We start from the raw sequence: 25018 nt of genomic DNA, 5'->3' as shown, positions 1-25018 counted from the left end.
TTGGTTTCCTGAAAAAGGCCCACCTGAAGGCCCTCCTGAAAAAGAAAAGGGACTTAGCAGCTTTAGCTAAGTCCCTGATTATACTGGCGGGGCCGACGAGACTCGAACTCGCGACCTCCGGCGTGACAGGCCGGCATTCTAACCAACTGAACTACGACCCCAGTATATTTGGTGGGCGGAACAGGGCTCGAACCTGTGACCCCCGGCTTGTAAGGCCGGTGCTCTCCCAACTGAGCTATCCGCCCCAAATGATGTGGTGTATTTATCAGGATAGAGTCTGTCCGTCAAGGAAAAAAGGTCGCCAAGGACAACTCTTGCCAATTATTTCTTCCACCTCACTGGGCAGGAGTGTTATGGGCTGAGACCGTGAAGTCATTATAAATAGACTCCAGAGATACATCCTGAAACAGCTCCTCTCCTTCCTTGAGAAGAAGGGCTTTCTGGAGCACCTCGTCGACGTGTGATACCAATTCGATATTCAGGCTGTTGCGGATCTTCTGAGGCACCTCTTTGAGGTCCCTTTCGTTTTCAGCTGGAATCAGCACCTGGGTGATATTACCCCGACGAGCAGCCAGCAGCTTCTCTGTCAGACCGCCGATGGGCAGAACCCTGCCCCGGAGAGTGATCTCCCCGGTCATTGCCAGTTGCCGGTTCACCGGAATCTTCAGCAGAGCCGAGACAATGGAGGTGGCGATAGTGATACCGGCAGAGGGTCCGTCCTTGGGAATGGCACCCTCGGGCACATGGACATGAATATCTATCTTCTGGTAAAAATCAGGTTCCAGGCCGAGGCGTATGGCCCGGGATCGGACATAAGACATAGCTGCCTGCGCTGACTCCTGCATTACATCACCAAGCTTACCGGTGACGGTAAGCTTCCCGGAACCAGGCATCAGGGTGGCCTCAATCTGCAGCAGCTCGCCCCCGACCTCGGTCCAAGCCATGCCGGTGGCCAGACCGATTTCATGGTGCTCTTCGGCAAGACCGTAGCGATACCTGGGCACTCCAAGATAGCGGGTTACCGACTGCCTGGAGATACGGTACGTTTTGTCCAGGGTCTTTTTCTTGAGCCGGTCTCGCGCCACCTTACGGCAAATGGCGGCAATGGTCCGCTCCAGATTCCGCACCCCGGCCTCTTTTGTGTAGCGACGGATGATCTCGAGAATCGCATTATCGCTGAACTGGATATCACCCGGTTTGAAGCCATTGGCCACCAGCTGTTTGGGAATCAGATACCCCAGTGCAATATTGCGTTTTTCCTCCTCTGTATAGCCGGAAAGCCTGATGATCTCCATCCGGTCCTGCAATGGCAGGGGAATTCCGTGGAGATTGTTGGCCGTGGTGATGAAAAAAACCTCAGACAGGTCATAATCCAGGTCCAGATAGTGATCATTGAAGGCAAAATTCTGTTCCGGATCAAGAACTTCCAGGAGTGCCGCCGATGGATCGCCCCTGAAATCAACGCTCATCTTGTCCACCTCGTCCAGACAGAAGACGGGATTGATCACCCCGGCCTTCTGCATGGAGTGGATGATCTTTCCGGGCATAGCGCCTATATAGGTACGGCGATGGCCGCGGATCTCGGCCTCGTCGCGGACCCCTCCCAGAGACAGACGAATGAACTTCCGGTTCATGGCCCGGGCGATGGATTTACAGACCGATGTCTTCCCCACACCCGGCGGCCCCACCAGGCAGAGAACCGGACCCTTTATCTTCTTGACCTGGGCCTGTACCGCCAGATACTCAAGGATCCGCTCCTTGGGCTTACTGAGCCCATAATGATCCTCATCAAGAATCTTTTCAGCCTCAACAATATCGATCTCGGACTCGCTCTTCTCGGACCAGGGCAAGCTGAGGATAGTATCGATATAATTGCGCACCACCGTAGTTTCAGCAGACATGGGCGGCATCTGCTTGAGCTTTTTGATCTCCTTGATCGCCTTCTCGCGTACAGCCTCAGGCAAATCCTTCTCGGTTATGGCCTGCTCCAGCTCGGCCAGGTCATCGGCCACATCCCCCTGGCCCATCTCTTCCTGGATAGCGCGGATCTTCTCGCTCAGATAGTAGTTGCGCTGGGTTGTGCCCATCCGCTTCTTGACCTTGGCGTGAATTGTCTTCTCCAGCTCGGCCAGTTCCATCTCACGGTAGATGGTCTCAAGAACCAGGCTGATACGCTCGGGCAGAGAGACAGTCTCCAGAAAGGTCTGTTTTTCTTCTGTTTTCAGCGGAAGATGTGTGGCAATGGTATCCACCAGCCGGGCAGGATCCTCAATTTTGTTGACCGCGCTGAGGACTTCCTTGGGGATTTTGCGGTTCACCTGGGTATACTGCTCAAAAGAACGCCGCAGTTCACGAGCATAGGCAATAACCTCAGAACTTTCTCCGTCCTTATCCGGAACTTCTTCCACCTGGACCGAATAGAACTCACCGGTCTCATCAAAATCAACGATCCGAGCCCTTTTTTTGCCTTCCACCAGCGCCTTGATAGTGCCGTCGGGCAGGCGCAACAGCTGCATGACCGAGGCCAGGGTACCGACAGTGTACAGATGTTCCTCCCGGGGATCGTCGACAGCACTATCCTTCTGGGTCACCAGGAAAACCGGGGTCCGGTTCTCCATGGCATCTTCCAAAGCCTGGATGGACTTTTTACGTCCAACCACAAGAGGAGCCACCATGCCGGGAAAAATAACAATGTCCCGGAGGGGCATCAGGGGATAGGGCATACGTATCGTCTCTTTCATTTATAAAGTTTCAAGAAGTTGAGTTCAATATATTGATCAGCCTGCGGTACGGGTACGCAAGCCCGGGAAGGGGCCGGACCGGACAGGTTATCCAGCCACAGCCCTGGGCACCACAGTTCGGATATTCGTGCAGCGCTTAACCTGCAGGCCGGATATCGGAAACACCATTGATTTTCATCTTCCGGATCAGGCGTCCGGCAACAAGTCACAAGTCGAGATGGCTACGGTTTTGTCTTTGCTCGGAAGAAGGCAGGAAAGCGGCGCAAAGCCAGCACACCGTTAACTTGAACCAGAGAGTATCACGCACTCTTTTTGGTTGTCTGAGAGTCGTATAAAACAACAGGATATTCACCACTGGTGATGACCTGTTCATTGACCACACACTCGGCAACTCCTTCCTCGGATGGAAGCTCATACATGACCTCAAGCATGGCCTCTTCCATGACCGATCGCAGGCCCCGGGCACCGGATTTGCGGTCCAACGCCTTTCTGGCAATGGCCTTAAGCGCACCTTCAGTGAACCGGAGCTTGACGTTTTCAAAGGCGAAAAGCTTCTGATACTGCTTGGTCAGCGCATTCCGAGGCTCCTTGAGTATCCGGATCAGATCCTCTTGCTCAAGTTCCTCCATGGTTGCGATGACCGGCAGCCGGCCGACCAGCTCGGGAATCAAACCAAATTTAAGCAAGTCTTCGGGCTGTATCCCGGCGAGCACCTCGCCAATGGTTTTTTTGCTTTCGCTGACCACCTTGGCACCAAAGCCTATAGCCTTGGTCCCGGTCCGTTTCTTGATCACGGAATCAAGGCCGACAAAAGCGCCGCCACAGATAAACAGAATATTGGAAGTATCTATCCGCACCAGTTCCTGCTGGGGGTGCTTCCGTCCCCCCTTGGGCGGAACAGAGGCAACAGTACCCTCAATAATCTTGAGCAGGGCCTGCTGTACGCCTTCACCTGAGACGTCCCGGGTGAGAGAAGGGGAGTCCGATTTACGGGCAATCTTGTCTATCTCGTCTATATAGATAATACCCCGTTCGGCCAGGTCAATATCATAGTCTGCCGCCTGAAGCAGGTTGACCAGGATATTTTCCACATCATCACCCACATAGCCGGCTTCGGTAAGGGTGGTTGCGTCTGCTATAGTAAAGGGGACATTAAGGATTCTGGCCAGGGTCTGAGCCATGAGGGTCTTACCGCTGCCCGTGGGACCGATAAGAATGATGTTTGATTTCTGAAGTTCGACATCACCATCCTGCAGACCCGCCTGGGACTCAATACGCTTGTAATGGTTGTGGACCGCCACCGACAGAACCCGTTTGGCGAACTCCTGGCCGATCACGTACTCATCGAGATAGGCCTTGATCTCCTTTGGCTTGAGAACCCGCACAGCCCCTTTGCCACCCTGACCCTCATCTTCGGTGGCGTCACGGACTATTTCGTTGCAGAGTTCTATGCACTCATCGCAGATATAGACATTGGGACCAGCAATGAGCTTGCCTACCTCATCCTGGCTTTTCCCGCAGAACGAGCAGGAGCATGCTATTCCATGCCCGTCAACAAACTCGTCACTCATATTCAGTCCTCCTCCGTCTGTTCACGACGGACCAGCACCTTGTCAATGATCCCGTACTTCCGGGCCTCTTCAGCGCTCATGAAGTTGTCCCGCTCGGTGTCGTTCTGGATCTTTTTCACTGTCCGGCCAGTATGCCTGGCCAGGATGGCATTGAGGTCCTTACGCATGCGAAGAATTTCCCGGGCATGAATATCGATATCTGTTGCCTGCCCCTGGAATCCACCCATGGGCTGATGGATCATGATCCGGGAATTGGGCAGGGCATACCGTTTTCCCTCTGCACCGGCAGCAAGAAGCAGCGCGCCCATGGACGCAGCCTGCCCCATGCACAGCGTGGCAACATCACAGCGAATATACTGCATGGTGTCATAGATGGCCAGCCCGGCAGTCACCGAGCCACCAGGCGAGTTGATGTAAAAGGTAATATCCTTGTCAGGATCATCGGCCTCCAGAAAGAGCAGCTGGGCTATGACCAGACTGGCCACATCGTCGCTTACCGTCGTGCCCAGAAAAATAATGCGTTCTTTGAGCAGGCGCGAATAGATATCATAAGCCCGCTCACCGCGCGGGCTCTGTTCAACCACCATTGGAACCAGGTTCATTGGCTCATACTCCTCGAAATCAGACCGCCGGCCTGACTGATATTTTATTGATTTTGATCTGGTGCCGGAACAACAGACAATATCGCATCAGGCATCATCACCCGATTCCGGCTCTCCGCCTTCTTCGGCCGCAGCATCTTCGCTGGGCTCGATAAAGGTGGCATTATCGCGCAGAAACTGCAGAATCTTTTCGTTGAGAAGCTCATTCAAAAACGGCAGAATCTCTTCCCGCCGTTTGAAAAACTGTTTCACTTCCGGCACGCTCATGTTGTACTGGTCAGCGATGCGCTGGTAGCCGCGTTCGATATCCTCATCGGCCAGCTTGATATCTTCGAGTTCAGCGATCTTCTTGAGCAGAAAATCACCCTTAACCCGCTTAACCGCCACCTCGCGATTTTTCTCCACCAGTTCCTCACGGGTGATACCGGCGGATTCCAGGGTCAGACCGGCCCGCTTGAGATTTTCCTCGGTCTGTTTGATCATCTCCTCGATCTCGTAAAGGACCAACTTCTCGGGAACGTCAAACTCATTGAGCTCGATGAGCTTGTGCATGATCCGGTCATCCAGGTCGCCTTCCAGCGCTTCTTCCTTCTTCTTCTGCAGCTCTTCGCGGATTCCCTTCTTCAGGTCTTCCAGGGTCTCGTACTCACCACTGACATCCTTGGCGAACTCGTCGTCCAGTTCAGGCTTGATACGCTGCTTGACATCCTTGACATCAACCTTGAACTCCACTGTTTTACCGGCAAGTACCGGGTTGGGATACTCAGGCGGAAAATCCACCTCATAGAGGGTCTTCTCGCCCTTTTTCATCCCGATGAGTTTTTCCTCGAAATCCTCACCAAGGCGGCCGGAGCCGACATCAACAGAATAATCTTCGTTATGGACTTCCTTCATAGGCTTGCCTTCATGGAAACCCTGGAAATCAACAATGGCGATATCATCCCTGGCTATGGCATAGTTCTCGTCGGCGGAGCGCAGCACAGCATGCTCGCGGCGCAGCTCCTCAAGCTCGGCTTCAACCTCCTCGTCCGAGACCTCGGTGGCCGGTTTTTCCACCTCAATACCCTTGTACTCCTTCATTTCGAATTCGGGACGTACATCCACCATGGCCACATACGTAAAGGTTCCATCTTCGGGAAAATCATGCTTGACTATATCGGGGTGAACAACGGGATCGATCTTTTCCTGCTCGACGGCATCAAAATAGGTGGCCTGGACAAGCTGCTCGCCCACATCGGCCTGCACCTGGTCCTTGAAATTTTTCTCAAGCACGGCCCGGGGAATCTTGCCCCGCCTGAACCCCTTGAGCGTGACTTCCCTGTTCAGCTTGCGATACGCCTTGTCCAGTTCTTTCTGAACCTCCTCTTGCGGAAGAGTAATAGTGAGCTTGCGGGTCAGATCAGATACGGTTTCTACGACAACGTCCATGGACCAAATTCCTTTTTCATGTTACCTGCCATCGGCAGTCAGATTTCAGCTTGATTCAAGCGGGTTTCCTTCGGGCTCAATATGAGTTACGCCGGGTGCATGGCACACCTGACACCGGTTACATTTATCTGGTGCGAGAGGGGGGAGTTGAACCCCCACGCACTCGGTGCGCTGGATCCTAAGTCCAGTGCGTCTACCAGTTCCGCCACTCTCGCGTTAAATGTCAAACATTGACTATTAACCAATTAAGAGATGATCGTCAAGAGAGAGGGAGACATAAAAATATGTATTTCCTGCTAAATCTATAAGTTAGAAATTCATCTCCAGGAACCGGTCCCAACGACCGGGCCATGGACGAATCTCTGGGAGGACGTGTGTGTCATGCTGAACCACAGGTCATTGTCCTCTCCCGGATGCTCCCCGACCCGTCAACGATTACCGGCAGGGACCGAGCTCCTTTTTTTCCTGCTGGCCAAGCAGTATTTTCTGTCTTATAGTTAAATTTTTACTGAAAACTTCGATTTTCTCCCAAATAAATACAAAGAAATACAAAGGACTCGACATGAAAAAAGCTTTGACACTTTGCGCCCTTCTGGTGTTGCCCGTCCAGGCCCATGCCCTGCAGCAGAGATCAGGAACTGCGGGCGAAGTGGACTGGTCAATCAGGACCAACTGGAAACTTGATACCACTCCGCTCGATTTAGTCCACACCCTGGACGGCAAAAAAGTTTTTGTCCTGGGGAACGATCACAAAGTCCATGTCTACACTGCACAGGGAAAAAAACTGGGTGCCATCCCCGTGGACAAGAATATCAGCGATATCGACATAGCCCCCAGGGGAGAAATGCTGTACACAATCAGCAGGGACGGAAAATCTTTCACGGCCATTGACGTCAGTTTCACCCAAAACATCGACATCAGCGGGGCACCTTTCCTGGGGCCGAAAAATGCTCCAGTCACCCTGGTCCTTTTTTCTGACTTCGAGTGCCCATACTGTGCCAAGGTGCAGCCGGTACTCGAGCAGTTGCTTGAAAACAACCCTGAGACCCTGAAAATCGCCTTCAAACATCTGCCCCTGATCCGCATCCATGAATATGCCGAACCCGCTGCCCGGGCCGCAGTAGCCGCTCAGAACCAGGGCAAATTCTGGCAGATGCATGACAAACTGTTCGCAGCCGAAAACCTGGACAATGACAGCATCATGCAGATGGCTGAAGAACTGGGCCTGAACATGAAAAAATTCGAAAAGGACATGAATTCTGCAGAAACCAGGGCCCGGGTCTTAAAGGACATGCGGGACGCACAGCAGGCCAGTGTATCCGGAACACCGACCATGTTCATCAATGGCCACCTGATCAGATCAAACAGCCGCAGTGTGTTGGCCATCCAGAAAATGATCGACAGGGAACTTGCGAGAAAAGAAGAAAAAGAAACAAGACAGAACTGATTTGAAGATTACAGTCACACAAAAAAACAATCAGACAACCCGGGACCTGGACTTCAGCGACAACGCCGCGGCCCAGGTCCTGTTTGGCGACCTCAACCGGAACCTGCAAACCGTGGAACAGGCCACCGGGGTTTCCATCCACGTCCGTGGCAACCTTCTCCAGGTCAAAGGCCGCAGCCATGCGGTCGGGCTGGCCGCCTCGGTCCTGGAGCAGCTCTACGAACTGATCCGCAAAGGCTATCCCATCTTTACCCAGGATATCGCCTTCGGGGTCAAAATCCTGGAATCCTCACCCAGGACCCAGCTTGAAGAGATCTTTCTCGACAAGGTGTACATCACCTCGCGAAACCGAGTGGTTTCACCAAAAAGCGTCAACCAGAAACGTTACATCGAAGCCATTCGTCACAATGACATAGTCTTTGGCATTGGTCCGGCCGGAACCGGAAAAACCTATCTTGCCGTGGCCATGGCGGTGTCAGCCCTGGCCAGCGAACAGGTCCGATCCATCATCCTTACCCGGCCGGCGGTGGAGGCGGGCGAGAAGCTGGGATTTCTGCCCGGCGACATGGCCCAGAAGGTGGACCCCTACCTGCGGCCACTCTACGACGCCTTAAACGACATGCTCGGCCAGGAAAAGGCCCAGGAACTGGTGGAGCGCGGGATTATCGAAATCGCGCCACTGGCCTTCATGCGCGGCAGGACACTTAATAATGCATTTATCATCCTGGACGAGGCCCAGAACACCACCCGGGAACAGATGAAAATGTTTCTCACCAGAATCGGCTTTGATTCCAAGGCCGTGGTTACCGGAGACATCACCCAGATCGACCTGCCCGGCTCGGCCCGGTCAGGCCTGATAGAGGCCCAGAATATCCTGGAAGGTATCCGCGGCATACACTTCAGCAGTTTTGCCAAGTCCGACGTGGTCCGGCACCCGCTGGTTCAGGAAATCATCCAGGCCTACGAGGACCAGGAAATCCGGATTGCGGCCCGGTCAGGCAAGAAGAAAGAAAAGAAAAAATCCACCAGTCTCCAGGCCGAATAATATCCCATGCCAGTCCATATACAGTGCTATCACCAGGCGCCGGTCAGCACAGCTCTTCTATCCGGACGGACCCGCTGGCTGCTGCAAGAACTCGGTTGTGAAAAAAAGAACCTGAGCATTATCCTTGTCGATGACGAAACCATGGCCGGTTACAATACCCGCTATCGCCACCGCACAGGTCCCACCAACGTGCTTTCCTTTGCCGCCGGAGGAGAAGAGCTGCCACCCGACCTGACCCCGACGGATGAACTTGGAGACATCATCATCTCTGTGGATACTGCCTCCCGGGAGGCAACAGAGACAGGTACCACCCTGCACCAGCGTCTGACGCGGCTGATCGTCCATGGTCTTCTGCATCTGCTGGGCTGGGACCATGAACGCTCTGAGTCCGAGGCAGAAGCCATGTGGGACCGGGAACTGCAACTGATCCATCAACTGTACGAGTCAAGGAGTGATACCATGCCTCATCTTGCCATCAATGTAGACCATGTAGCCACCGTGCGTCAGGCGCGCGGAATCAACGAACCTGACCCGGTGCTGGCCGCCGGCATCTGTGAGTTGGCCGGCGCCTCGGGCATTGTGGTGCACCTGCGAGAAGACCGCCGCCACATTCAGGACCGCGATGTCCGGCTCCTTCGGCAGACGGTGAAGACAAAGCTCAACCTGGAGATGGCCGCCTCCAGGGAAATCATCGGCATTGCCCTGGATATCAAACCAGACATGATAACCCTGGTCCCGGAAAAACGCCGCGAGCTGACCACCGAAGGCGGCCTGGACGTAATCGGCAATGAAAAGAAAATTCGCAAATGTATAGCCAAAATGGAGAAAGCCGGGATCCCGGTCTCCCTGTTTATCGACCCGGACGCGGTCCAGATCGAAGCGGCCATTGACGTGGGAGCCACTTTTGTCGAACTGCACACGGGACGCTACTGCGATGCGACCACAGAGTCAGAGAGAGACCGGGAATTCCGCCTCATAGAAGAATCCGCGGAGCTTGCTTTTGCTTCCGGGCTGCGGGTCAATGCCGGCCATGGATTGAATTATCTGACAACCCCGAGAATCGCCGCCCTGGACACCATCGAGGAACTCTCCATTGGCCATGCGATCATAACAAGGTCTGTGTTTGTCGGCCTTGATCAGGCCGTCCGGGAAATGCTTGAGCGAATCAGACCTCCTTTTCCAAAGCGCTGATCTGCTCGTACTGGCCCAGAACCACCAGAATATCTCCGGGTAACAGAACCGTATCCGGGCCGGGATTGAACAGCATTTTCTCGCCGGCCCGCTTGATAGCGACCACAATCACGTCATATTTCTGGCGAATGCCCGATTCCATCAGGTTTTTTCCTTTAAAGGAGGCCTTCTCTGTCACCAAAAGTTCCTCCATCCGCAGGCCCAGTTCACCGGCATGCATGGTCAGATCGATAAAATCGATAACCGTGGGGCGGACGATAAGCTGGGCCATCCGCCTGGCGCCGATGTAATAGGGAGAGATCACTTTGGAAGCCCCGGCCCGCATCAGCTTGGTTTCAGCGCCGTGGGCACCGCTGGAGCGAGCCAGGATAAACAGATCAGGATTGAGACCGCGCGCGGTCAGGGTAATGTAGAGATTATCCGCGTCCGAGGAAACCACGGCAATAAGCCCTCTGGCCCGCTGGATTCCTGCCTTAAGCAGGACATCATCGTCCGAGGCTTCGCCGTGAAGCTCAATGTACCCCTCCTTTTCAATTTCCTTAATGACCTCCTCATCCCGCTCAATCACCAGAAAAGGCCGGTTGTTTTCCTTGAGAATCCCGCAGATCACCTGACCGATACGGCCAAAACCGCAGACAATGTAATGATCCCGCAACCGGGCAATCTTTTTGTTCATCTTCCTCTTCTCCATGATTGAACGAAAACCGCCCTCTACCATATTCTCGGTTATCTTGCCAAAGACATAGAAAACAAGACCGACCCCGGCAAAAACCAGAAACACGGTAAACACCTTTCCGGCGGGATATACAGGCACAATATCTCCATAGCCGACAGTGGTAATAGTTATCACCGTCAGATACATCCCCTCCCAGAAACCTGTATGCTCAAACAGCATATAACCAAAGGCACCGCCAAGCATGAGCAGCACCAACATGAAAACAATGTTAATAATTTTCTGCATAAAATCGAACGGTTACCTTTAAAATTATCATCCGTTCACCACATAAACCCTTGCCCCATCACCCGTAAGTATAGCATATCTTACCCTGCGGGTACCAGTAACATCCTGAAACATAAGACCTTTGCCGTCTGCTCAATTGACAAACCAGGGCCGCGCGTGTAAAGTACGCCCGTTTCTCAACTGCCGGACGAGGACGACCATTATCATCCCGCATTGTGAAACCAGAGAATCCACCCGTACCGGAAATGGATTTCAGATGACGCGCCCGGATGGCGGAACTGGTAGACGCAAGAGACTTAAAATCTCTCGGTGCTAGTCACTGTGCGAGTTCGATTCTCGCTCCGGGCACCAGGACATGGTTCAGGAGCTTCCGTTAAGCTCCGATAAACCCGCAATCAGCAATGGTTTGCGGGTTTTTTTATTCCATACTGTTCCATTGTTCCAGACTGATATTCCCCCTGTGTCAGGATAGATGGTACAAAGATCCGTCCCCGCCTGTTTTCTCTCTTTTTGCCCACTGCATGGACCTGTTTGCTCTTTTCCTCCCTGTTGTTTTTGATTTCCACCTTTTTTCTGGACATGGATATGGATTTTCCATATCCTTTTATCAACTTCTACAAAATACCATATGAGTTACCATCAAAATTCAAAAAATGGATGAGCCGGCAGATAACATCGCAATTCTAACAATGACCGTGAAAAAACAGGCTCTCACAACCTCTACCAGAGACATGTTTTTCCAGGACAAAGCGGTGATATCCTTTTCAAGCTCCGATGCGGGGTGTCGGTGGAAGTCAAAATGAACCATTCTTACTGACAAAACGTCTCACAGACAACCGGTTGCCGACAAATTTCGGAGGATACAGTATGACAATTTCAAGTTATAGTGCCAGCCAGCTTTTTGAATGGCTTGTCGACAGGAAAGAGATAACCGTTCTTGATGTGCGCAACGACAAGGATTTCACCCGTTTTCAGGTAGAAAGCCCCTATCCTTTCGACATGATCAACGTCTCTTACTACGATTTTATGGAGATTGAAGATGAAAGCGTAGCCAAGATTCCGACAGACAAGCCGATAAGGATTGTCTGCGCCAAGGAAGGATCGGCAAAATATGTGGCTGAAATTCTCGAAAAGCATGGATTCAGGGATGTGGGGTACCTGGCAGGGGGAATTAAAACCTGGGGTAATCTGCTGGTGCCAAAGCTGGTGGAGAAAAACAACTCCTACTCCCTCTACCAGTTTATCCGTCCCGGCAAGGCCTCGTGCAGTTACGGTCTGATTTCCGGCCGGGAAATCATGTTTTTCGACCCGTCCCGAAACGTGGATTTCTACCTCCAGTTCGCAAAGGAAAATGACTGCACGGTCATCAAGACCTTTGAAACCCATCTGCAGGCCGACTATATCGCCGGCAGCCGGATGATAGCCGGGCAGTCCGGAGCCGAGTTCCTGGCCAACGACGCTGATTTCAAGGATTCAAAGAATAACTATATCAGCCTGCAGGATGGAGAGGTGCACACCTTTTCCAGTGGCGGCCCTGAAGTCAGGGTTCTTTTCACTCCCGGTCACACCCCGGGGTCCACCTCGTTTATCATCGACGACAGATTCCTGGTCTCCGGAGACATGGTGTTCATCGAATCCATGGGGCGTCCCGATCTTGGTGGACAGGCGGAACCCTGGGCAAAGATGCTTTTCAAATCCATGAACCTCATCAAAGAACTCGATCACGGCCTGGTTGTTCTGCCCGGCCATTACATCAGCTGGGACGAGGCCAACGACGATCTTCAGTTTGCCATGCCGCTCGGCGATGTAATCAAACGAAATGACTCCATCTACAGCATTGACAACGAAGACGACTTTATCGCCTTCATCAAGGAAAACATGCGGCCCCAGCCGGACGAGTACAAAACCATCCGGATGGTCAATGCAAACCTTGAGCAGGTGGACGAAGAACGGGCCGAGGAACTGGACCTCGGGAAAAACGAATGTGCTGCTTCCGCTTATGCCAAGGCCCAGGCGGAAAAAGAAAAACAAGCCTGAGAATACCAGTAGTCCCATGCGGCAACTCATCGAAATCAGCACGGATCGTCGTGAAACTCTGGTGGACATCACCTCTCTGGTTGAAGCGGCGATCCGTGCTTCCGGTATCCATGACGGCCTGGTCAGCGTCTACGCCCAGGGTGCCACCGGTGCCATCATGATCCAGGAAAACTGGGACCAATCGGTACAAAACGACGTGGTGACTCTTCTGGGTAACCTTATCCCCCGTGGTGTGTGGGAGCATGACCGCCAGGATGGCAACGGTGACGCCCATCTCAAAGCCGGACTTGTCGGTCCCTCGGAAACTATCCCTGTCATTGAAGGAAAGCTTGGTCTTTCCAAATGGCAGAATATATTTTTCTGCGAATTCGACGGCCCACGCCGCATCCGTCGGATCGTCTGCACCACCCTGGCAGATCCCACAGCATAGTACCCCCTCCTATTCTCTTTTTCGCTCTACCCAATAGTTAATCCGTTATTTTTAAAATAAAATCATCCCCCCTTGTATTATCTGTTCCACTCTCTATAATAGGAATTGATCTGAATGAAACCCGCTGGCCGACAACCATTACACCTTGCATGACTTAATGAGCATTCCTGACAAAGAAAGTAAGCTTTCGCTCTGGCGACGTCTCTGGCAGCCTTTTTTTGACCTGTCAGTCTATGGCAAGTTCATCCTGATACTCAGCAGTTTTCTGCTCGGGTTTCTGCTCGTCGGTCTGTACAACTACTACTTTGTCAATAACCTGAAAAAACAGCTCGTAGTGATCGCCCAGCAGGTCGAATCTCCAGAAATCAGTCAGATCGTCAATGCCTTTGACAGCTACCTGCTCACCGGCGCCCTTCTGGTGACCGGGGTGATGATCATGCTGACTATCACCAGCTTTCTCTGTGTTCAGGCTCTGGTCAGCCTCCTGCATGACATGACGGCCCGGCTGAATGCCCTGCGCAAATCCACCGGTGATAACAGCGAGTGTTCTCCTGTATCCGAAATTCCGATCATATCCCACGACGAGATCGGCACTGTCGCCCAAACCGTCAACGGCCTGATTGCCGATATCCGTAATGTATCTCTCTTCAGGCGAACCATTGAGGCCGATGAGACCGCCGATGAGGTATACAAGCGCCTGGCCTACGTCTTCCGCGACCGACTGGGACTTTCCACTTTCATTATCTGGGAAATACGTGAAAATGGCGAGGCCATTATGCCGGTCTACAGCTGGCCCCTGGAGCTGGAAAACGACACCTGTCAGATGACAGCCGCCAATACCTGCCGGGCCAAACGCACCGGAGAGGTGGTGATGTCCAGTGGTTACCCAGGTATTTGCCCTGTCTTTCCTCTGGCCGATATCATGACTCACACCTGCGTGCCGATGATGGTGGGAGGCCAGATCCTTGGCGTGGTGCAGTTTCTTTTTCCCTTTGTCAACAGCCCGGAACGGGAAATCTATCTCAAACGCAGCCTGCAACGGGCCCAGCAGTACCTGCGCGAAGCACTTCCGGTACTACACGCCAAACAACTGGCCGAAAACCTGCATCAGATGGCTATCCGCGACACCATGACCGGCCTTTATAACCGTAGATTTCTTGAAGGAAACATCAACCCGCTCATTGCCAGAATCCGCAGGCGGGACTCCCACATGGCCATCCTTATGTGCGACATGGATTATTTTAAAAAGGTCAATGACGAGCATGGTCACGAAGCCGGCGACACGGTACTGACAGGTATAGCCCATATCCTCCAGAACTGCGTCCGCAGCTCAGACCTGGTCATCCGTTACGGAGGTGAGGAATTTCTCATCCTCCTGGTGGACTGCTGCCCCGATGATGGCGTTAAAGTTGCAGAAAAGATCCGGACAAAAGTTGAAGAAAACCAGTTTCGTTTTGGCGGCATTGTCCTGAAAAAAACGATCAGCGTCGGCATAAGCATTTTTCCCGATGACACTTCGGCGTTCTGGGAGGCGGTTAAATTTGCCGACGTAGCTCTTTACCGGGCCAAGGAAACCGGGCGCAACCGTATCGTGCGCTTCGAATCCTCCATGTGGGAAGGGCCGGATTACTGACCCGGTGACTGAAAAACCACACCATGACAAAACCTACCCAACCGGGAACTCTCTACGTGGTTGCCACGCCCATCGGCAACCTCCAGGACATATCCAGCCGGGCCATCCAGGTACTTGGCGAGGTCGACCTTGTTGCCAGCGAGGATACCAGACACACCAGAAAGCTGCTCAATCATCTTTCCATTCAAACCAATTTGACCAGCTATTACCGTGAAAAGGAGCAACACAAGGCCAAAATCCTCCTGGAAAAACTGTGCCAGGGCCAACATATTGCCATTGTGTCGGACGCCGGCACCCCGGGGATCTCCGATCCCGGCAGCGTTCTGGTTCGGCTGGCCAGGGATTCCGGCATCACAGTGGTACCCGTCCCAGGCCCCTCAGCCCTGACCACGGCCCTGTCCGCAGCAGGACTTGATGAAAGCTCTTTTTACTTTGGAGGCTTTCCACCGGCAAAAAAAACACTGCGGAAGAAGCTGTTCCGGCAACTTAGGTCCATGTCCTGTCCGCTCATCTTCTATGAATCACCACACCGGATCAAGGAGTGCCTTGCCGACGCCCTGACCATGCTTGGTAACCGGCAGGTCCTTCTGTTCCGGGAACTGACCAAGCTCCATGAAGAGTGTTTGCATGGCAGCCTGAAAAAAATCCTTGATTCTCTGCCCAGTCGGGTCCGGGGAGAGCTGGTGTTCATTATCCAGCCCGACGCCGTCACAGCCGAGGACAGACCGGAAAATACGGCTGACCTGCTCCGCTGGTACCGGGACACCCAAGGGGCCTCGCTCAAGGATGCGGTCAGGATCATCGCCTCCGATCTTGGCATTTCCCGATCCCGCCTGTATCAGGAAGCCCTGTCCATCTGGAACGAAAACAAAAATAGCTGAAAACAGAAACCATCCAGTTTCCGATACCCGGCGTCCGGCAGTATGAAAATATCAACCAGGCTTTTTCTCTACATTTCCTCTCTGATCATCCTCAGTTCCATCGGCCTTGGATGCATATCCGTGCGGGACGAGCGGATACATCTCATGGAAGAAGCCAAAATGACGGCCCGGATCCTGGCCAGAACCCTGGCAACAACGTTTAAATATTATCACATCACCGACCAGCACCAGCGTCTTGCCGAGCTGATCCATGCAGTGATCCCTCCCCATCGGGATGTCAACAATCTGTTGATCAACATATACGACAGCCAGGGAAAGCTGGTCGATCTCAGCTTTGAACACGGAGTCACCCGCCATGCCATTCAGCGGGATCGCAAACCAGTGGATTTCTCCAGAGAAGAAAGCGAGCAAATAATCACAGAAGGTAATCACGAATACTTTTCCGTGATCAGCCCCATCAAAAACAGCAGCGGCACATTGCATGGCGGAGTGGAGATCCTCCTGTCACTGGACAGCATCAACAATACCCTGGCCGGACTGGTCCGCAAATTCATCGTCTTTATCGTCCTGACAGCCCTGCTGCTCGGGTTGATTCTCTACCTGGTCTGCCACTGGAACATCACCCTGCCCATCGGTCGGCTCAAAGAGGCTGCCAAAAATCTGGGCCATGGCGATCTGGGTTTGCGAATCGGAAAGAGCGGAGTCGCAGAGCTTGATGAACTCATAGAAGAATTCAACCGCATGGCCCATAATATCGAAAAACAGAATCGCAAAAAGGAACAGCTCTTCCGGGAAAAAATCAACCTGGAAAGAGGATTGAGGCACCAGGACAAACTTGCCTCCATCGGCCAGCTGGCCAGCGGCCTGGCCCATGAAATAGGAACCCCGCTCAATGTGATAAGCGGACGGGCCGAATATCTTCTCCAGAAAAGAGGAGACAGCGAGGCCAGGACAGAAAACCTCAAGGTTATCATCCGCCAGGCAGAACGGATTACCAAGATCATCCAGCAGATGCTCGCCTTTTCCCGCAAGCCAACCGCACAATTCAAGCAGGTCGAGCTGGAAACGCTCATCACCGAGTCCTTTACTCTCTGCCGACTCAAGCAGCGTAAAAATCATCCGGTCGTAGAGCTGGAGCTGGATCTTGGCATCAAAAAACTGACCGCTGACAGCGATGGATTACGGCAACTCTTTGTCAACCTGATGCTCAATTCCTTTCACTCGATGAAGACCGGCGGCACCATCAAAGTTTCAAGCAGAACGGCTGAGACTGAAGAACCCGGCGAGCTAATCCTCACCTACGAGGACAACGGCGAGGGCATTCCCGCTGATCTGGCTGAACGGATTTTCGATCCCTTTTTCACCACCAAGGAAGTGGGCGAGGGAACCGGTCTGGGCCTCTACATGGTGGCCAGCATCATCCAGGAACACCAGGGCCGCATCACCGTGGACCGTGAGGTGAGCAGGGGAGCACGTTTCATCATTCACCTTCCGGCACATCCGCATCGGACCACTACCACTTCTGCCGCGGCGTAAGAACAGGAAGCCGCAACAGGATTCATACTGTCATGGCCAGCCACACGAAAACAGATATACTGGTGGTCGAGGATGATCAGGACATGCGTGAGCTTGTCCGCGAGGTCCTTGCTGAACACGGCTATGGTGTCAACACCGCTGCCAACGGCCGGGAAGCCTTAGATATCCTGGGAAAAACACCCTGTCCCATTATTGTTTCCGATCTGAAAATGCCGGTCATGGGCGGAGAGGCCCTGCTCGATGAGATCAGTGCCCTGAATATGATCAAGCCCTTCGTCATCCTGATCACCGCCTTTGGCGACATTGACGAAGCAATACGGTTGATAAACCAAGGGGCGTACGACTATATCATCAAGCCCTTCAAGATGGAGCAACTTCTCATCGCGGTCAACCGGGCGGCCGCCGAACTGACCATGCGCCGGAAAATCCAGGAACTGGAGCTGATCTCCAGGGACCGGTGCCGGCTTCATGACCTGGTTGGCAAAAGTCCGGCCATGCTTCGGCTTTTTCACTTCATCGAACGAATAGCCGACTCGGCAGGCAATGTCCTGCTCGAGGGTGAAACCGGTACCGGAAAGGAGGTCATTGCCAGGACCATACACCAGACATCGAATCGCAGGGAGGCTCCATTTGTGGCGGTCAACTGCGCCGCCATTCCCGAAGGGTTACTGGAAAGCGAACTGTTTGGTCATGTCCGGGGGGCTTTTACCGGTGCGACAGCAGACAAGAGGGGACTGTTCGTGGAAGCGGCCGGTGGCACCATTCTGCTTGACGAAATAGGAGAGATGCCGCCGGCGGTCCAGGCCAAGATTCTCCGAGCCCTCCAGGAACGCCACGTACGGCCGGTGGGCTCCAATCGTTCCATATTCGTGGATGCGCGGATCATTGCCGCAACCAACAGAAACCTGCGCAAAGAGGCGGAACAGGGCAGGTTCCGGGAAGACCTCTACTATCGGCTCAACATATTCAAGATCGAAGTGCCCCCGCTGCGAGAGCGCCGGGAGGACATTCCCCTCTTGATAAATGCTTTTTTAAGCCGCCACGAAAAGGATGGACACAAGGCCGTGGTTTCTCGGGAAGCCATGCGTTTTTTTCTCGATTATCCCTGGCCAGGCAATATCCGCGAGCTTGAAAACGTAATCGAGCGATGTGTTTTCCTGGCCGAGGACGGGGTAATCTCCCTCAAGGATCTGCCCCGGGAAATGCTGACATCCGGCAGGGAATCCGGCCTTTTTGCCGGGGAACTTATCCGGCCGCTGGCCGAGATGCAAGAGCACTACATCCGCCATGTACTGGACAGGTGCGGGGGGAACAAGCAAAAAGCAGCCACCCTGCTGGGGATCAACCGGAAAACCATCCTCCGAAAACTTAAAAAACAGCAGACGCCCGATGAAAAAAAACAGCCTGGCAGCGAATGATCGTCACCCGGCAATTCCTCAGAGAACGGACGAGATGACAGTTTGCAGTTCCTTGAGATCAAAAGGCTTTGCCACCGAGGCAACAAAACCATACTCGCGGCAGTTCGCCAGGACCGGATCGTTTGAATAGCCGCTGGCCACTATAACCCGGGCCTCGGGATCGACCTCGAGAATACGGCGCAACGCCTCCCGACCTCCCATTCCCCCGGGAATGGTCAAATCCATTATAACAAGATCCACAGGGGTGCCAGCCTCGCGGAGTTCTTTATAGCGCCGGACAGCTTCCTCACCATCACGGACCAGAATGGCTTCATGGCCGAGATGGGCCAGCTGTGATGCAACCAGGCTGCGCAGCATCTCCTCGTCATCCATCACCATTATTCGAGCCCCTGTGGCCGCCGAGACAGTGTCTGGAATTTCTCTGCCTTCCGGGCCCACCTGCTCAGAGGCGGGAAGATAAATATCAAAAACCGTACCCTGACCAGGTTCGGAGTGTACCTGGATGTACCCGTCATGCTTGGTGATGATCGAGTGACAGATGGCCAGCCCCAAACCGCTCCCTTCCTGTTTGGTCGTGTAATAGGGGTCAAATATCTTGTCGATGATTTCCGAGGGAATACCTGTACCATGATCCCTGACAGTTATTTTGACGAATCTTCCCCGAGGAATACTCAAAAATGTCTCGGCTCCCACATCCTCCACATTGGCACAGCTGACCTTGATCAACCCACCCTCGGGCATGGCATGACGGGCATTGATGATGATGTTCTGGATTACCTGGCTTATCTGACCCACATCAACTGAAACCGGCCAGAGATCGTCAGGGATGTCGTACTCGCAGGAAACCTGGCTGCCATGAAGGACAAAATCCGCCGCCTCCCGGATCAGCTGGGGCAGGGTTGCAGTCTCCCGCACCGGATCACCACCCTTGGCAAAAGTCAAAAGCTGTTGGGTCAGCCGGGAGGCACGGCTGGTGGCCTTCCTGGCCTCAGACAAGAGCCGACTGGCCTTTTCCTCTCCCGAGACCAGCCTGGCCGCCAGATCGATGTTGCCCAGAACAGCGGCAAGGATATTGTTGAAGTCGTGAGCAATCCCTGCGGCCAGAACACCCACTGATTCCAATTTTTTAACCTTGAGCAGTTCCTCTTCCATCCGCTTTTCACTGGTGACATCGCGAAAGACCAGAACCACACCGATAATTCGACTCTGACTGTCACAGATGGGTGCTCCGCTGTCGGCGATACTCCGCCTGGTGCCATCCCTGGCAATCAGTACTGTATGATTGGCAAGCCCGATGATTTTTCCTGTTTCCAAAACCCGTTGGATGGGATTTTCACACGGCTCCCCGGTCTTCTCATTCACTATATTGAATACCTCTGAAGCCGGCCGACCTCGGGCCTCGTCACTGGACCAGCCGGTAAGTTGCTCGGCCACCCTGTTCAGCAATGCTATGGATCCATCGGTATCTGTGGCAATGACTCCATCGCCGATCGAACGCAGAGTGACGGCCAGCCGTTCTCTTTCTGCGGCCAGAAGTTCTTCGGCCTTCTTGCGCTCGGTAATGTCCCGGACAACAGCCACCACATAGCGTTTACCGGCAAACTTTCTGTATCTGAGCCCCACCTCGGACCAGAACAGCTCCCCGTTTTTCCTCCTGGAACGCCAGTCGAAACGCTGGGGGCCATATTCGATGCTGCGGGTAATCTTTTCAAAAGCATCATCAAAGGTGTATGGCGGCTCGTTCACGCTGAGAGTCCCGAAATTCTGGGCCAGAGCTTCCTCGTAGGTGTAGCCGAACATCTCAAGCATAGCCTGGTTGACATCGACAATCTCGCCGGTCTGGACATCATGAATGAGGATGGCATCACTGGGAGAGTTGAATATTTCCCGGTATCTTTCCTCGGACTGCTGCAGATCGTTCCGGGAGGCGAGAAGTTCTTCGGCCATGGTGTTGAGCATCTTTTCAATCTGGCTCCACTCGTCGAAGCGATGCATTTTGACACGGGTTGCAAGATCGCCCCGGGTAAAAGCGGTGAGGGCTTCCCGAACCTTCTCCATGGGTTCATTGATGGTCGAATGGAGAAACCTTTTAGTGGCTATGATTACACTGATCACTCCCAACAGGGCGATAACCAGCAGAAAGACCCCGGTACCTAGAAAAAATCCTGTTATATGACGGTCTGCATCCCGGGTGCTGTCGGCAATCTCCATGTCCATTTTCCGAAGCAGAGACAGGCACGCAGCTCGGGCTTCGCTGAACTCTTTTATCTCCCTCTCAAAGTCGCCCCACTTCTGCTGATAGCGATCCAACAGGTCGCGATAAGTTGTCACTTGTTCAAGAAGGCGACTACCGTGTTCCGAAGTTTCTCGACACGCAACCGCCATTATCTGCAGGTCACGGATCAGCTCGTCGAGCTTTCTGCGCAGGTCTTTTTTCTCCTCCTCCGGCACCCTGTACCCATTGGCCAGCTCGGAGAACTTTTTTCCTGTTTCGAGCAGGCGGTAACGGTAGTCCAGAAGCTGGACAGAAAGCTGCTCTGTGAACGAGGTGTCCCTGCCGGCAAAGATCTGGTTAATGGTCTGTTCGGCAATGATCTCGTCCAACATGTCGATCTCTTTGAAAATTGCCTGCTCCTGACGTTTTTTTTCATCGAGCAGACTGTTGAGTTCCGCGGCGCGGGAGAGGATGGATCGAATATGATCTCCAAGATGATTGGCAGCGCGTTTAAGCTCCGGATCAGTGGAGAGATGGACGATTTGCCCGCTCATTTGGAGTAGCTGATCCCCCTTGGTCTTGAGATATTCTCTCTGGCCGTAAAAAGTGTGGAAAAGAAGATTGCTTTCAGCGATCAGCCTGGCAAGGTCGCGGCTGACCTGGGCGTTTTTTATCACGGTTTCCAGGTTCCCTGTTACACTGTTCACCAGGACCTGTCGTGTATAGGACAGTGACAGGATCATGACAAGAACCATAAGCAGAAACGCCAGACCTATCACCCGGTTGAACAAACGAATCCTGGACGCGATCGACATGGAACCAGGAGACTGATACCCCAACATCTCTCCCCTCCTAATCTGTTGTCCGGATCAGCTGCGTCCCGCGCAGGAGCATGGGCCTGGCCCTGATACCCAGGTTCTTCATGGTGGTCACGTTGAGAACCCGTTTTCCGCGATAGTTTCTGGTGATGGGAATCTCTGCGACCGGGGCTCCGCTCATGGCCTGAAGCAGCATGGTAGCAGCGGTTTCCCCCTGCTCTTCCCCGCTCTTGATCACCGAGCAGAGCACCCCGTATTGCACAGAATACAGATCAGCCCCGGCGGTGGGTCCGCCAAAGGCCTTGACAACCAGGGGAACAACCTCTTTACTGGTCATTGGCTTTCCGGCTGCATCGGCTATACCTTCCAGAGTTTCAAGGAAAAGGAGGTCACAACGCTGTTTGAGCTCATCTACCCGTATCAGGGCTTCATCAAGGGTTGATGGCTGATAAAAACCCAGGGTCTTGGCCGGATATGTTTCCTTTTCCTGGTCCACCTGGTTTCTCACCAGGGCAGCCACCGGGCTTTTTTTCATGAGAAAGCAAACGGTACGGACCCTGGCAAGCTGGCTGGCGAAGACGATGGATTCACGGATATGGAGCCTTTCGAGAATACCGGAAACATTGCGGCCAGGATAACCGTAGCGCTGGGGATCGGCGTTGACCCCGCAAAACATCACCGGAGTATCCACCTTGTCGAGCAAATAAGGCACGACAAACATTGACTGGGCATTATCGTCAACTGCTATCACTCCGTCCGGGCGCCACCGGCGGTACAGCTCAAAAGCCTGCCTGCCTTTCTGCCGACCTCCTGTAATATCTTTCTTTGTATCCATGTAAAAATACCGTATCTCGCTGTTCCCGGCCAGTACCTGGTCGATGCCCCGGCGGATGGCCTGAGCCCAGGGATAGTCCTGTTCATAACTCATGACCACCAGGACCTTGTACTGTTTTGCCGCCCATGAGGATACCGGAGTGAACAAGAACAAAAGGATGAAAAAAAGAAGGAAGAGCTGTCCTCCAGATGTCAGCCTCCGGAACAATGCAGTGTCGTCAAACCTTGTTTCGGCGCTGTCCAGTCCCGGGAATCGATCAAAAAATTTCTTACCCGGCCTGCACTGACAACAATCTTCTGACAAAATACCTATCATGGAAAATCACAGCTCCTTTCTGTGTCGGGTCCAAAGGTTCTGGTTATCCTTCTCAAAAATTGAGTCTATAATACCTATCCCCAGACGAAGCAACAGTAACGGAAAAAGAAAGTCCTGCCGGCAGAAATACAGCCGAACCTGTTCCTGAATATTGAGTGGCCCAAAGGGTGTACCTGTCTTATAGTATATCTGTCGGCACCTGGCTGCCGGGAAAAGACAGCCAGAGCGGCCAATGCATTGCAACAAACATGGATATCTTATCGCTTTAACAATAATTGTGCCCGATCACAAGTTGTCGAAACCAGCTTCACCAATGCAAGGCTCTGGATAAAGGTGGGGAACCCACAGGGGAAAAATGATGAACAGGGAAAAAGAGGCTTGTGATTTCACAATATTTGGAGTCCTTGGCGATCTTTCCCGCCGCAAACTGATCCCGGCTCTCTATCAGCTCGACCGGGCCCGGCTGCTTGACGATAAAACCAGGATTATCGGCGTGGCCCGCCACGAGCTCAGCCTGGAAACCTTCATGGCAAAGATGCAGGAGAGCCTGGAAACCTTTGTCGACGAGCCACTCGAGCCCGAGGTGGTCGCCCGGCTGCTTGGACGGATGCAGTATGTGCTGATCAACCTGGATCGACCCGAGGAGTACCGAAGACTCAAGGAAGTGGTGAACCAGGAACAACGGATCCTGATTCACTATTTTTCCGTTTCACCTTTTCTTTATGGCAACATCTGCACCGGCCTGGATCATGCCGGCCTCACCACCCCGACCAGCAGGGTGGTGTTGGAAAAACCAATTGGACGGGACCTGACAAGTTCCAGAGCGATCAATGACGCAGTGGCCAGAGTCTTTACCGAAAGACAAGTATATCGAATCGACCATTACCTGGGCAAGGAAACAGTGATGAACCTCCTCGCCCTGCGGTTTGCCAACTCCATCTTCACCACCAACTGGGACCACAACACCATCGACCACGTGCAGATAACCGTGGCCGAACAGGTAGGTATTGAGGGGCGATGGGGCTATTTTGACAAGGCCGGCCAGCTCCGGGACATGGTCCAGAATCACCTGATGCAGATCCTGACCCTGGTGGCCATGGAGCCTCCGGTCGACCTCAACGGAGACAGCCTGCGCAACGAAAAGCTCAAGGTGCTCAAAGCACTCCGGCCGATCACCCGGAAAAACGTTGAGAACAAGGTGGTTCGCGGCCAGTACGGCCCCGGTTTCATCAAGGGCAAACCTGTTCCGGGCTACCTGGAAGAGAAAGGAGGCAATCCCAATTCCACCACTGAAACTTTTGTCGCCATCCGGGTGGACATCGACAACTGGCGCTGGGCAGATGTTCCTTTTTACCTGCGTACCGGCAAGGCCATGGCCACCAAGCGCTCGGAGGTGGTCATCAACTTCAAGCGTCTGCCCCATAACATCTTTTCCGATTCTTACCGCAAACTGCCACCCAACAAGCTGATCATCCGTCTTCAGCCAGACGAGGGAGTGGAGATAGAGATGCTCAATAAAGTCCCGGGAATTGGTGAAGGAATTGAGCTTCAGCGCACCATGCTGGACCTGAGCTTTTCCGAAGCTTTCAGCGCTGAACGTATTACCGATGCCTATGAACGGCTCCTGCTTGAGATCATGCGCGGCCACCAGGCCCTTTTCATCCATCGCGACGAAGTTGAGCTTTCCTGGAAATGGATCGACTCCATCCAGGGTGCCTGGGCCCAATATAATGAACCGGCCAAACCGTATCCGGCCGGTTCCTGGGGCCCGGTTGCCTCGGTGGCGCTCTTGGCCCGTGATGGCAGGGAGTGGGAAGAGTAACCCCTATAACAGGCTGTTGCAAAACGTAACGAGCGAAGACGAGACAAGGAAAAATGAGGTGAAAAAGCAAGTGTAGATGGAGTACATGTCCA

The 25018-nt window shown here is 53.4% G+C and carries 17 protein-coding genes and 4 tRNA genes; 11 read left to right on the top strand and 10 right to left on the bottom strand.

Annotated elements, in window-relative coordinates:
- Positions 1 to 84: 84 nt before the first annotated feature.
- From ACXJJY_RS03315 to ACXJJY_RS03285, 7 genes are all read right to left on the bottom strand, one after another.
- Positions 85 to 161 (bottom strand) — tRNA-Asp (locus ACXJJY_RS03315).
- 8 nt (positions 162 to 169) lie between these two features.
- Positions 170 to 245: transfer RNA gene (locus tag ACXJJY_RS03310), tRNA-Val, on the bottom strand.
- Between the two features lie 90 nt (positions 246 to 335).
- The gene (lon, locus tag ACXJJY_RS03305) at positions 336 to 2741 is read right to left on the bottom strand and encodes an endopeptidase La (protein ID WP_456385287.1); all 2406 of its coding nucleotides are present in this window, start codon (positions 2739 to 2741) and stop codon (positions 336 to 338) included.
- 299 nt (positions 2742 to 3040) lie between these two features.
- Positions 3041 to 4312 carry an ATP-dependent Clp protease ATP-binding subunit ClpX gene (gene clpX / locus ACXJJY_RS03300; RefSeq protein ID WP_456385286.1) on the bottom strand — a complete coding sequence of 424 codons (1272 nt, stop codon included), beginning with the start codon at positions 4310 to 4312 and terminating at the stop codon, positions 3041 to 3043.
- Between the two features lie 2 nt (positions 4313 to 4314).
- Positions 4315 to 4914: an ATP-dependent Clp endopeptidase proteolytic subunit ClpP gene (gene clpP, locus ACXJJY_RS03295; protein WP_456385285.1), complete on the bottom strand. Its 600-nt coding sequence runs from the start codon at positions 4912 to 4914 to the stop codon at positions 4315 to 4317.
- 87 nt (positions 4915 to 5001) lie between these two features.
- Complete coding sequence (gene tig, locus ACXJJY_RS03290; RefSeq protein ID WP_456385284.1) at positions 5002 to 6342, bottom strand: trigger factor; 1341 nt, start codon at positions 6340 to 6342, stop codon at positions 5002 to 5004.
- 129 nt (positions 6343 to 6471) lie between these two features.
- Positions 6472 to 6557, bottom strand: a tRNA-Leu gene (locus tag ACXJJY_RS03285).
- Between the two features lie 347 nt (positions 6558 to 6904).
- Here ACXJJY_RS03285 and ACXJJY_RS03280 point away from each other — a divergent pair.
- From ACXJJY_RS03280 to ACXJJY_RS03270, 3 genes are read left to right on the top strand one after another with little or no spacing between them, the layout of a single operon-like run.
- Positions 6905 to 7789 carry a thioredoxin domain-containing protein gene (locus ACXJJY_RS03280; RefSeq protein ID WP_456385283.1) on the top strand — a complete coding sequence of 295 codons (885 nt, stop codon included), beginning with the start codon at positions 6905 to 6907 and terminating at the stop codon, positions 7787 to 7789.
- Position 7790: 1 nt separating this feature from the next.
- Complete coding sequence (locus ACXJJY_RS03275) at positions 7791 to 8834, top strand: PhoH family protein (RefSeq protein ID WP_456385282.1); 1044 nt, start codon at positions 7791 to 7793, stop codon at positions 8832 to 8834.
- A gap of 6 nt (positions 8835 to 8840) precedes the next feature.
- Complete coding sequence (locus ACXJJY_RS03270) at positions 8841 to 10025, top strand: pyridoxine 5'-phosphate synthase (protein WP_456385281.1); 1185 nt, start codon at positions 8841 to 8843, stop codon at positions 10023 to 10025.
- On the opposite strand, the gene ACXJJY_RS03265 is transcribed toward ACXJJY_RS03270, so the two are convergent.
- Complete coding sequence (locus ACXJJY_RS03265; RefSeq protein ID WP_456385280.1) at positions 10000 to 10986, bottom strand: potassium channel family protein; 987 nt, start codon at positions 10984 to 10986, stop codon at positions 10000 to 10002. The genes ACXJJY_RS03270 and ACXJJY_RS03265 overlap by 26 nt on opposite strands.
- 263 nt (positions 10987 to 11249) lie before the next feature.
- Between ACXJJY_RS03265 and ACXJJY_RS03260 the strand changes: the two genes are divergently transcribed.
- The 7 genes from ACXJJY_RS03260 (at position 11250) to ACXJJY_RS03230 (ending at position 18921) form a co-directional block, all read left to right on the top strand.
- Positions 11250 to 11337: transfer RNA gene (locus ACXJJY_RS03260), tRNA-Leu, on the top strand.
- Positions 11338 to 11853: 516 nt separating this feature from the next.
- Positions 11854 to 13023 (top strand): MBL fold metallo-hydrolase, encoded by a 1170-nt coding sequence (locus tag ACXJJY_RS03255; protein WP_456385279.1) that lies wholly within the window; start codon positions 11854 to 11856, stop codon positions 13021 to 13023.
- 16 nt (positions 13024 to 13039) lie between these two features.
- Positions 13040 to 13453 carry a secondary thiamine-phosphate synthase enzyme YjbQ gene (locus ACXJJY_RS03250; protein ID WP_456385278.1) on the top strand — a complete coding sequence of 138 codons (414 nt, stop codon included), beginning with the start codon at positions 13040 to 13042 and terminating at the stop codon, positions 13451 to 13453.
- 157 nt (positions 13454 to 13610) lie between these two features.
- Positions 13611 to 15086, top strand: coding sequence for a GGDEF domain-containing protein (locus ACXJJY_RS03245; protein WP_456385277.1), 1476 nt, complete (start codon positions 13611 to 13613; stop codon positions 15084 to 15086).
- A 23-nt stretch (positions 15087 to 15109) separates the two neighbouring features.
- A complete protein-coding gene (gene rsmI, locus ACXJJY_RS03240; RefSeq protein WP_456385276.1) occupies positions 15110 to 15967 on the top strand; it encodes a 16S rRNA (cytidine(1402)-2'-O)-methyltransferase in 858 nt (285 codons plus the stop codon).
- Between the two features lie 42 nt (positions 15968 to 16009).
- Entirely contained in the window at positions 16010 to 17503 is a 1494-nt protein-coding gene (locus ACXJJY_RS03235) for an ATP-binding protein (RefSeq protein WP_456385275.1), read from the top strand.
- Between the two features lie 32 nt (positions 17504 to 17535).
- On the top strand, positions 17536 to 18921 hold the full coding sequence (locus ACXJJY_RS03230) for a sigma-54-dependent transcriptional regulator (RefSeq protein WP_456385274.1): 1386 nt from the start codon (positions 17536 to 17538) through the stop codon (positions 18919 to 18921).
- A gap of 18 nt (positions 18922 to 18939) precedes the next feature.
- On the opposite strand, the gene ACXJJY_RS03225 is transcribed toward ACXJJY_RS03230, so the two are convergent.
- Positions 18940 to 21978, bottom strand: a complete 3039-nt coding sequence (locus tag ACXJJY_RS03225) for a PAS domain S-box protein (protein WP_456385273.1) — start codon at positions 21976 to 21978, stop codon at positions 18940 to 18942.
- A 10-nt stretch (positions 21979 to 21988) separates the two neighbouring features.
- The gene (locus ACXJJY_RS03220) at positions 21989 to 22882 is read right to left on the bottom strand and encodes an ABC transporter substrate-binding protein (RefSeq protein ID WP_456385272.1); all 894 of its coding nucleotides are present in this window, start codon (positions 22880 to 22882) and stop codon (positions 21989 to 21991) included.
- Positions 22883 to 23459: 577 nt separating this feature from the next.
- Here ACXJJY_RS03220 and zwf point away from each other — a divergent pair.
- Positions 23460 to 24926, top strand: a complete 1467-nt coding sequence (zwf, locus tag ACXJJY_RS03215) for a glucose-6-phosphate dehydrogenase (RefSeq protein ID WP_456385271.1) — start codon at positions 23460 to 23462, stop codon at positions 24924 to 24926.
- Positions 24927 to 25018 lie beyond the last annotated feature (92 nt).

It is taken from the genome of Desulfolithobacter sp., from assembly GCF_054025815.1.
The sequence above is the reverse complement of the archived record's forward strand: the minus strand, read 5'-3'. Positions and strand labels throughout refer to the sequence as shown.

Bases quoted from the DNA above. Each gene is read 5' to 3' on its own strand.
- lon (WP_456385287.1), bottom strand. From the start codon at position 2,741: ATGAAAGAGACGATACGTATGCCCTATCCCCTGATGCCCCTCCGGGAC.
- clpX (WP_456385286.1), bottom strand. From the start codon at position 4,312: ATGAGTGACGAGTTTGTTGACGGGCATGGAATAGCATGCTCCTGCTCG.
- clpP (WP_456385285.1), bottom strand. From the start codon at position 4,914: ATGAACCTGGTTCCAATGGTGGTTGAACAGAGCCCGCGCGGTGAGCGG.
- tig (WP_456385284.1), bottom strand. From the start codon at position 6,342: ATGGACGTTGTCGTAGAAACCGTATCTGATCTGACCCGCAAGCTCACT.
- ACXJJY_RS03280 (WP_456385283.1), top strand. From the start codon at position 6,905: ATGAAAAAAGCTTTGACACTTTGCGCCCTTCTGGTGTTGCCCGTCCAG.
- ACXJJY_RS03270 (WP_456385281.1), top strand. From the start codon at position 8,841: ATGCCAGTCCATATACAGTGCTATCACCAGGCGCCGGTCAGCACAGCT.
- ACXJJY_RS03265 (WP_456385280.1), bottom strand. From the start codon at position 10,986: ATGCAGAAAATTATTAACATTGTTTTCATGTTGGTGCTGCTCATGCTT.
- ACXJJY_RS03255 (WP_456385279.1), top strand. From the start codon at position 11,854: ATGACAATTTCAAGTTATAGTGCCAGCCAGCTTTTTGAATGGCTTGTC.
- ACXJJY_RS03250 (WP_456385278.1), top strand. From the start codon at position 13,040: ATGCGGCAACTCATCGAAATCAGCACGGATCGTCGTGAAACTCTGGTG.
- ACXJJY_RS03245 (WP_456385277.1), top strand. From the start codon at position 13,611: ATGAGCATTCCTGACAAAGAAAGTAAGCTTTCGCTCTGGCGACGTCTC.
- rsmI (WP_456385276.1), top strand. From the start codon at position 15,110: ATGACAAAACCTACCCAACCGGGAACTCTCTACGTGGTTGCCACGCCC.
- ACXJJY_RS03235 (WP_456385275.1), top strand. From the start codon at position 16,010: ATGAAAATATCAACCAGGCTTTTTCTCTACATTTCCTCTCTGATCATC.
- ACXJJY_RS03230 (WP_456385274.1), top strand. From the start codon at position 17,536: ATGGCCAGCCACACGAAAACAGATATACTGGTGGTCGAGGATGATCAG.
- ACXJJY_RS03225 (WP_456385273.1), bottom strand. From the start codon at position 21,978: ATGTTGGGGTATCAGTCTCCTGGTTCCATGTCGATCGCGTCCAGGATT.
- ACXJJY_RS03220 (WP_456385272.1), bottom strand. From the start codon at position 22,882: ATGAGTTATGAACAGGACTATCCCTGGGCTCAGGCCATCCGCCGGGGC.
- zwf (WP_456385271.1), top strand. From the start codon at position 23,460: ATGATGAACAGGGAAAAAGAGGCTTGTGATTTCACAATATTTGGAGTC.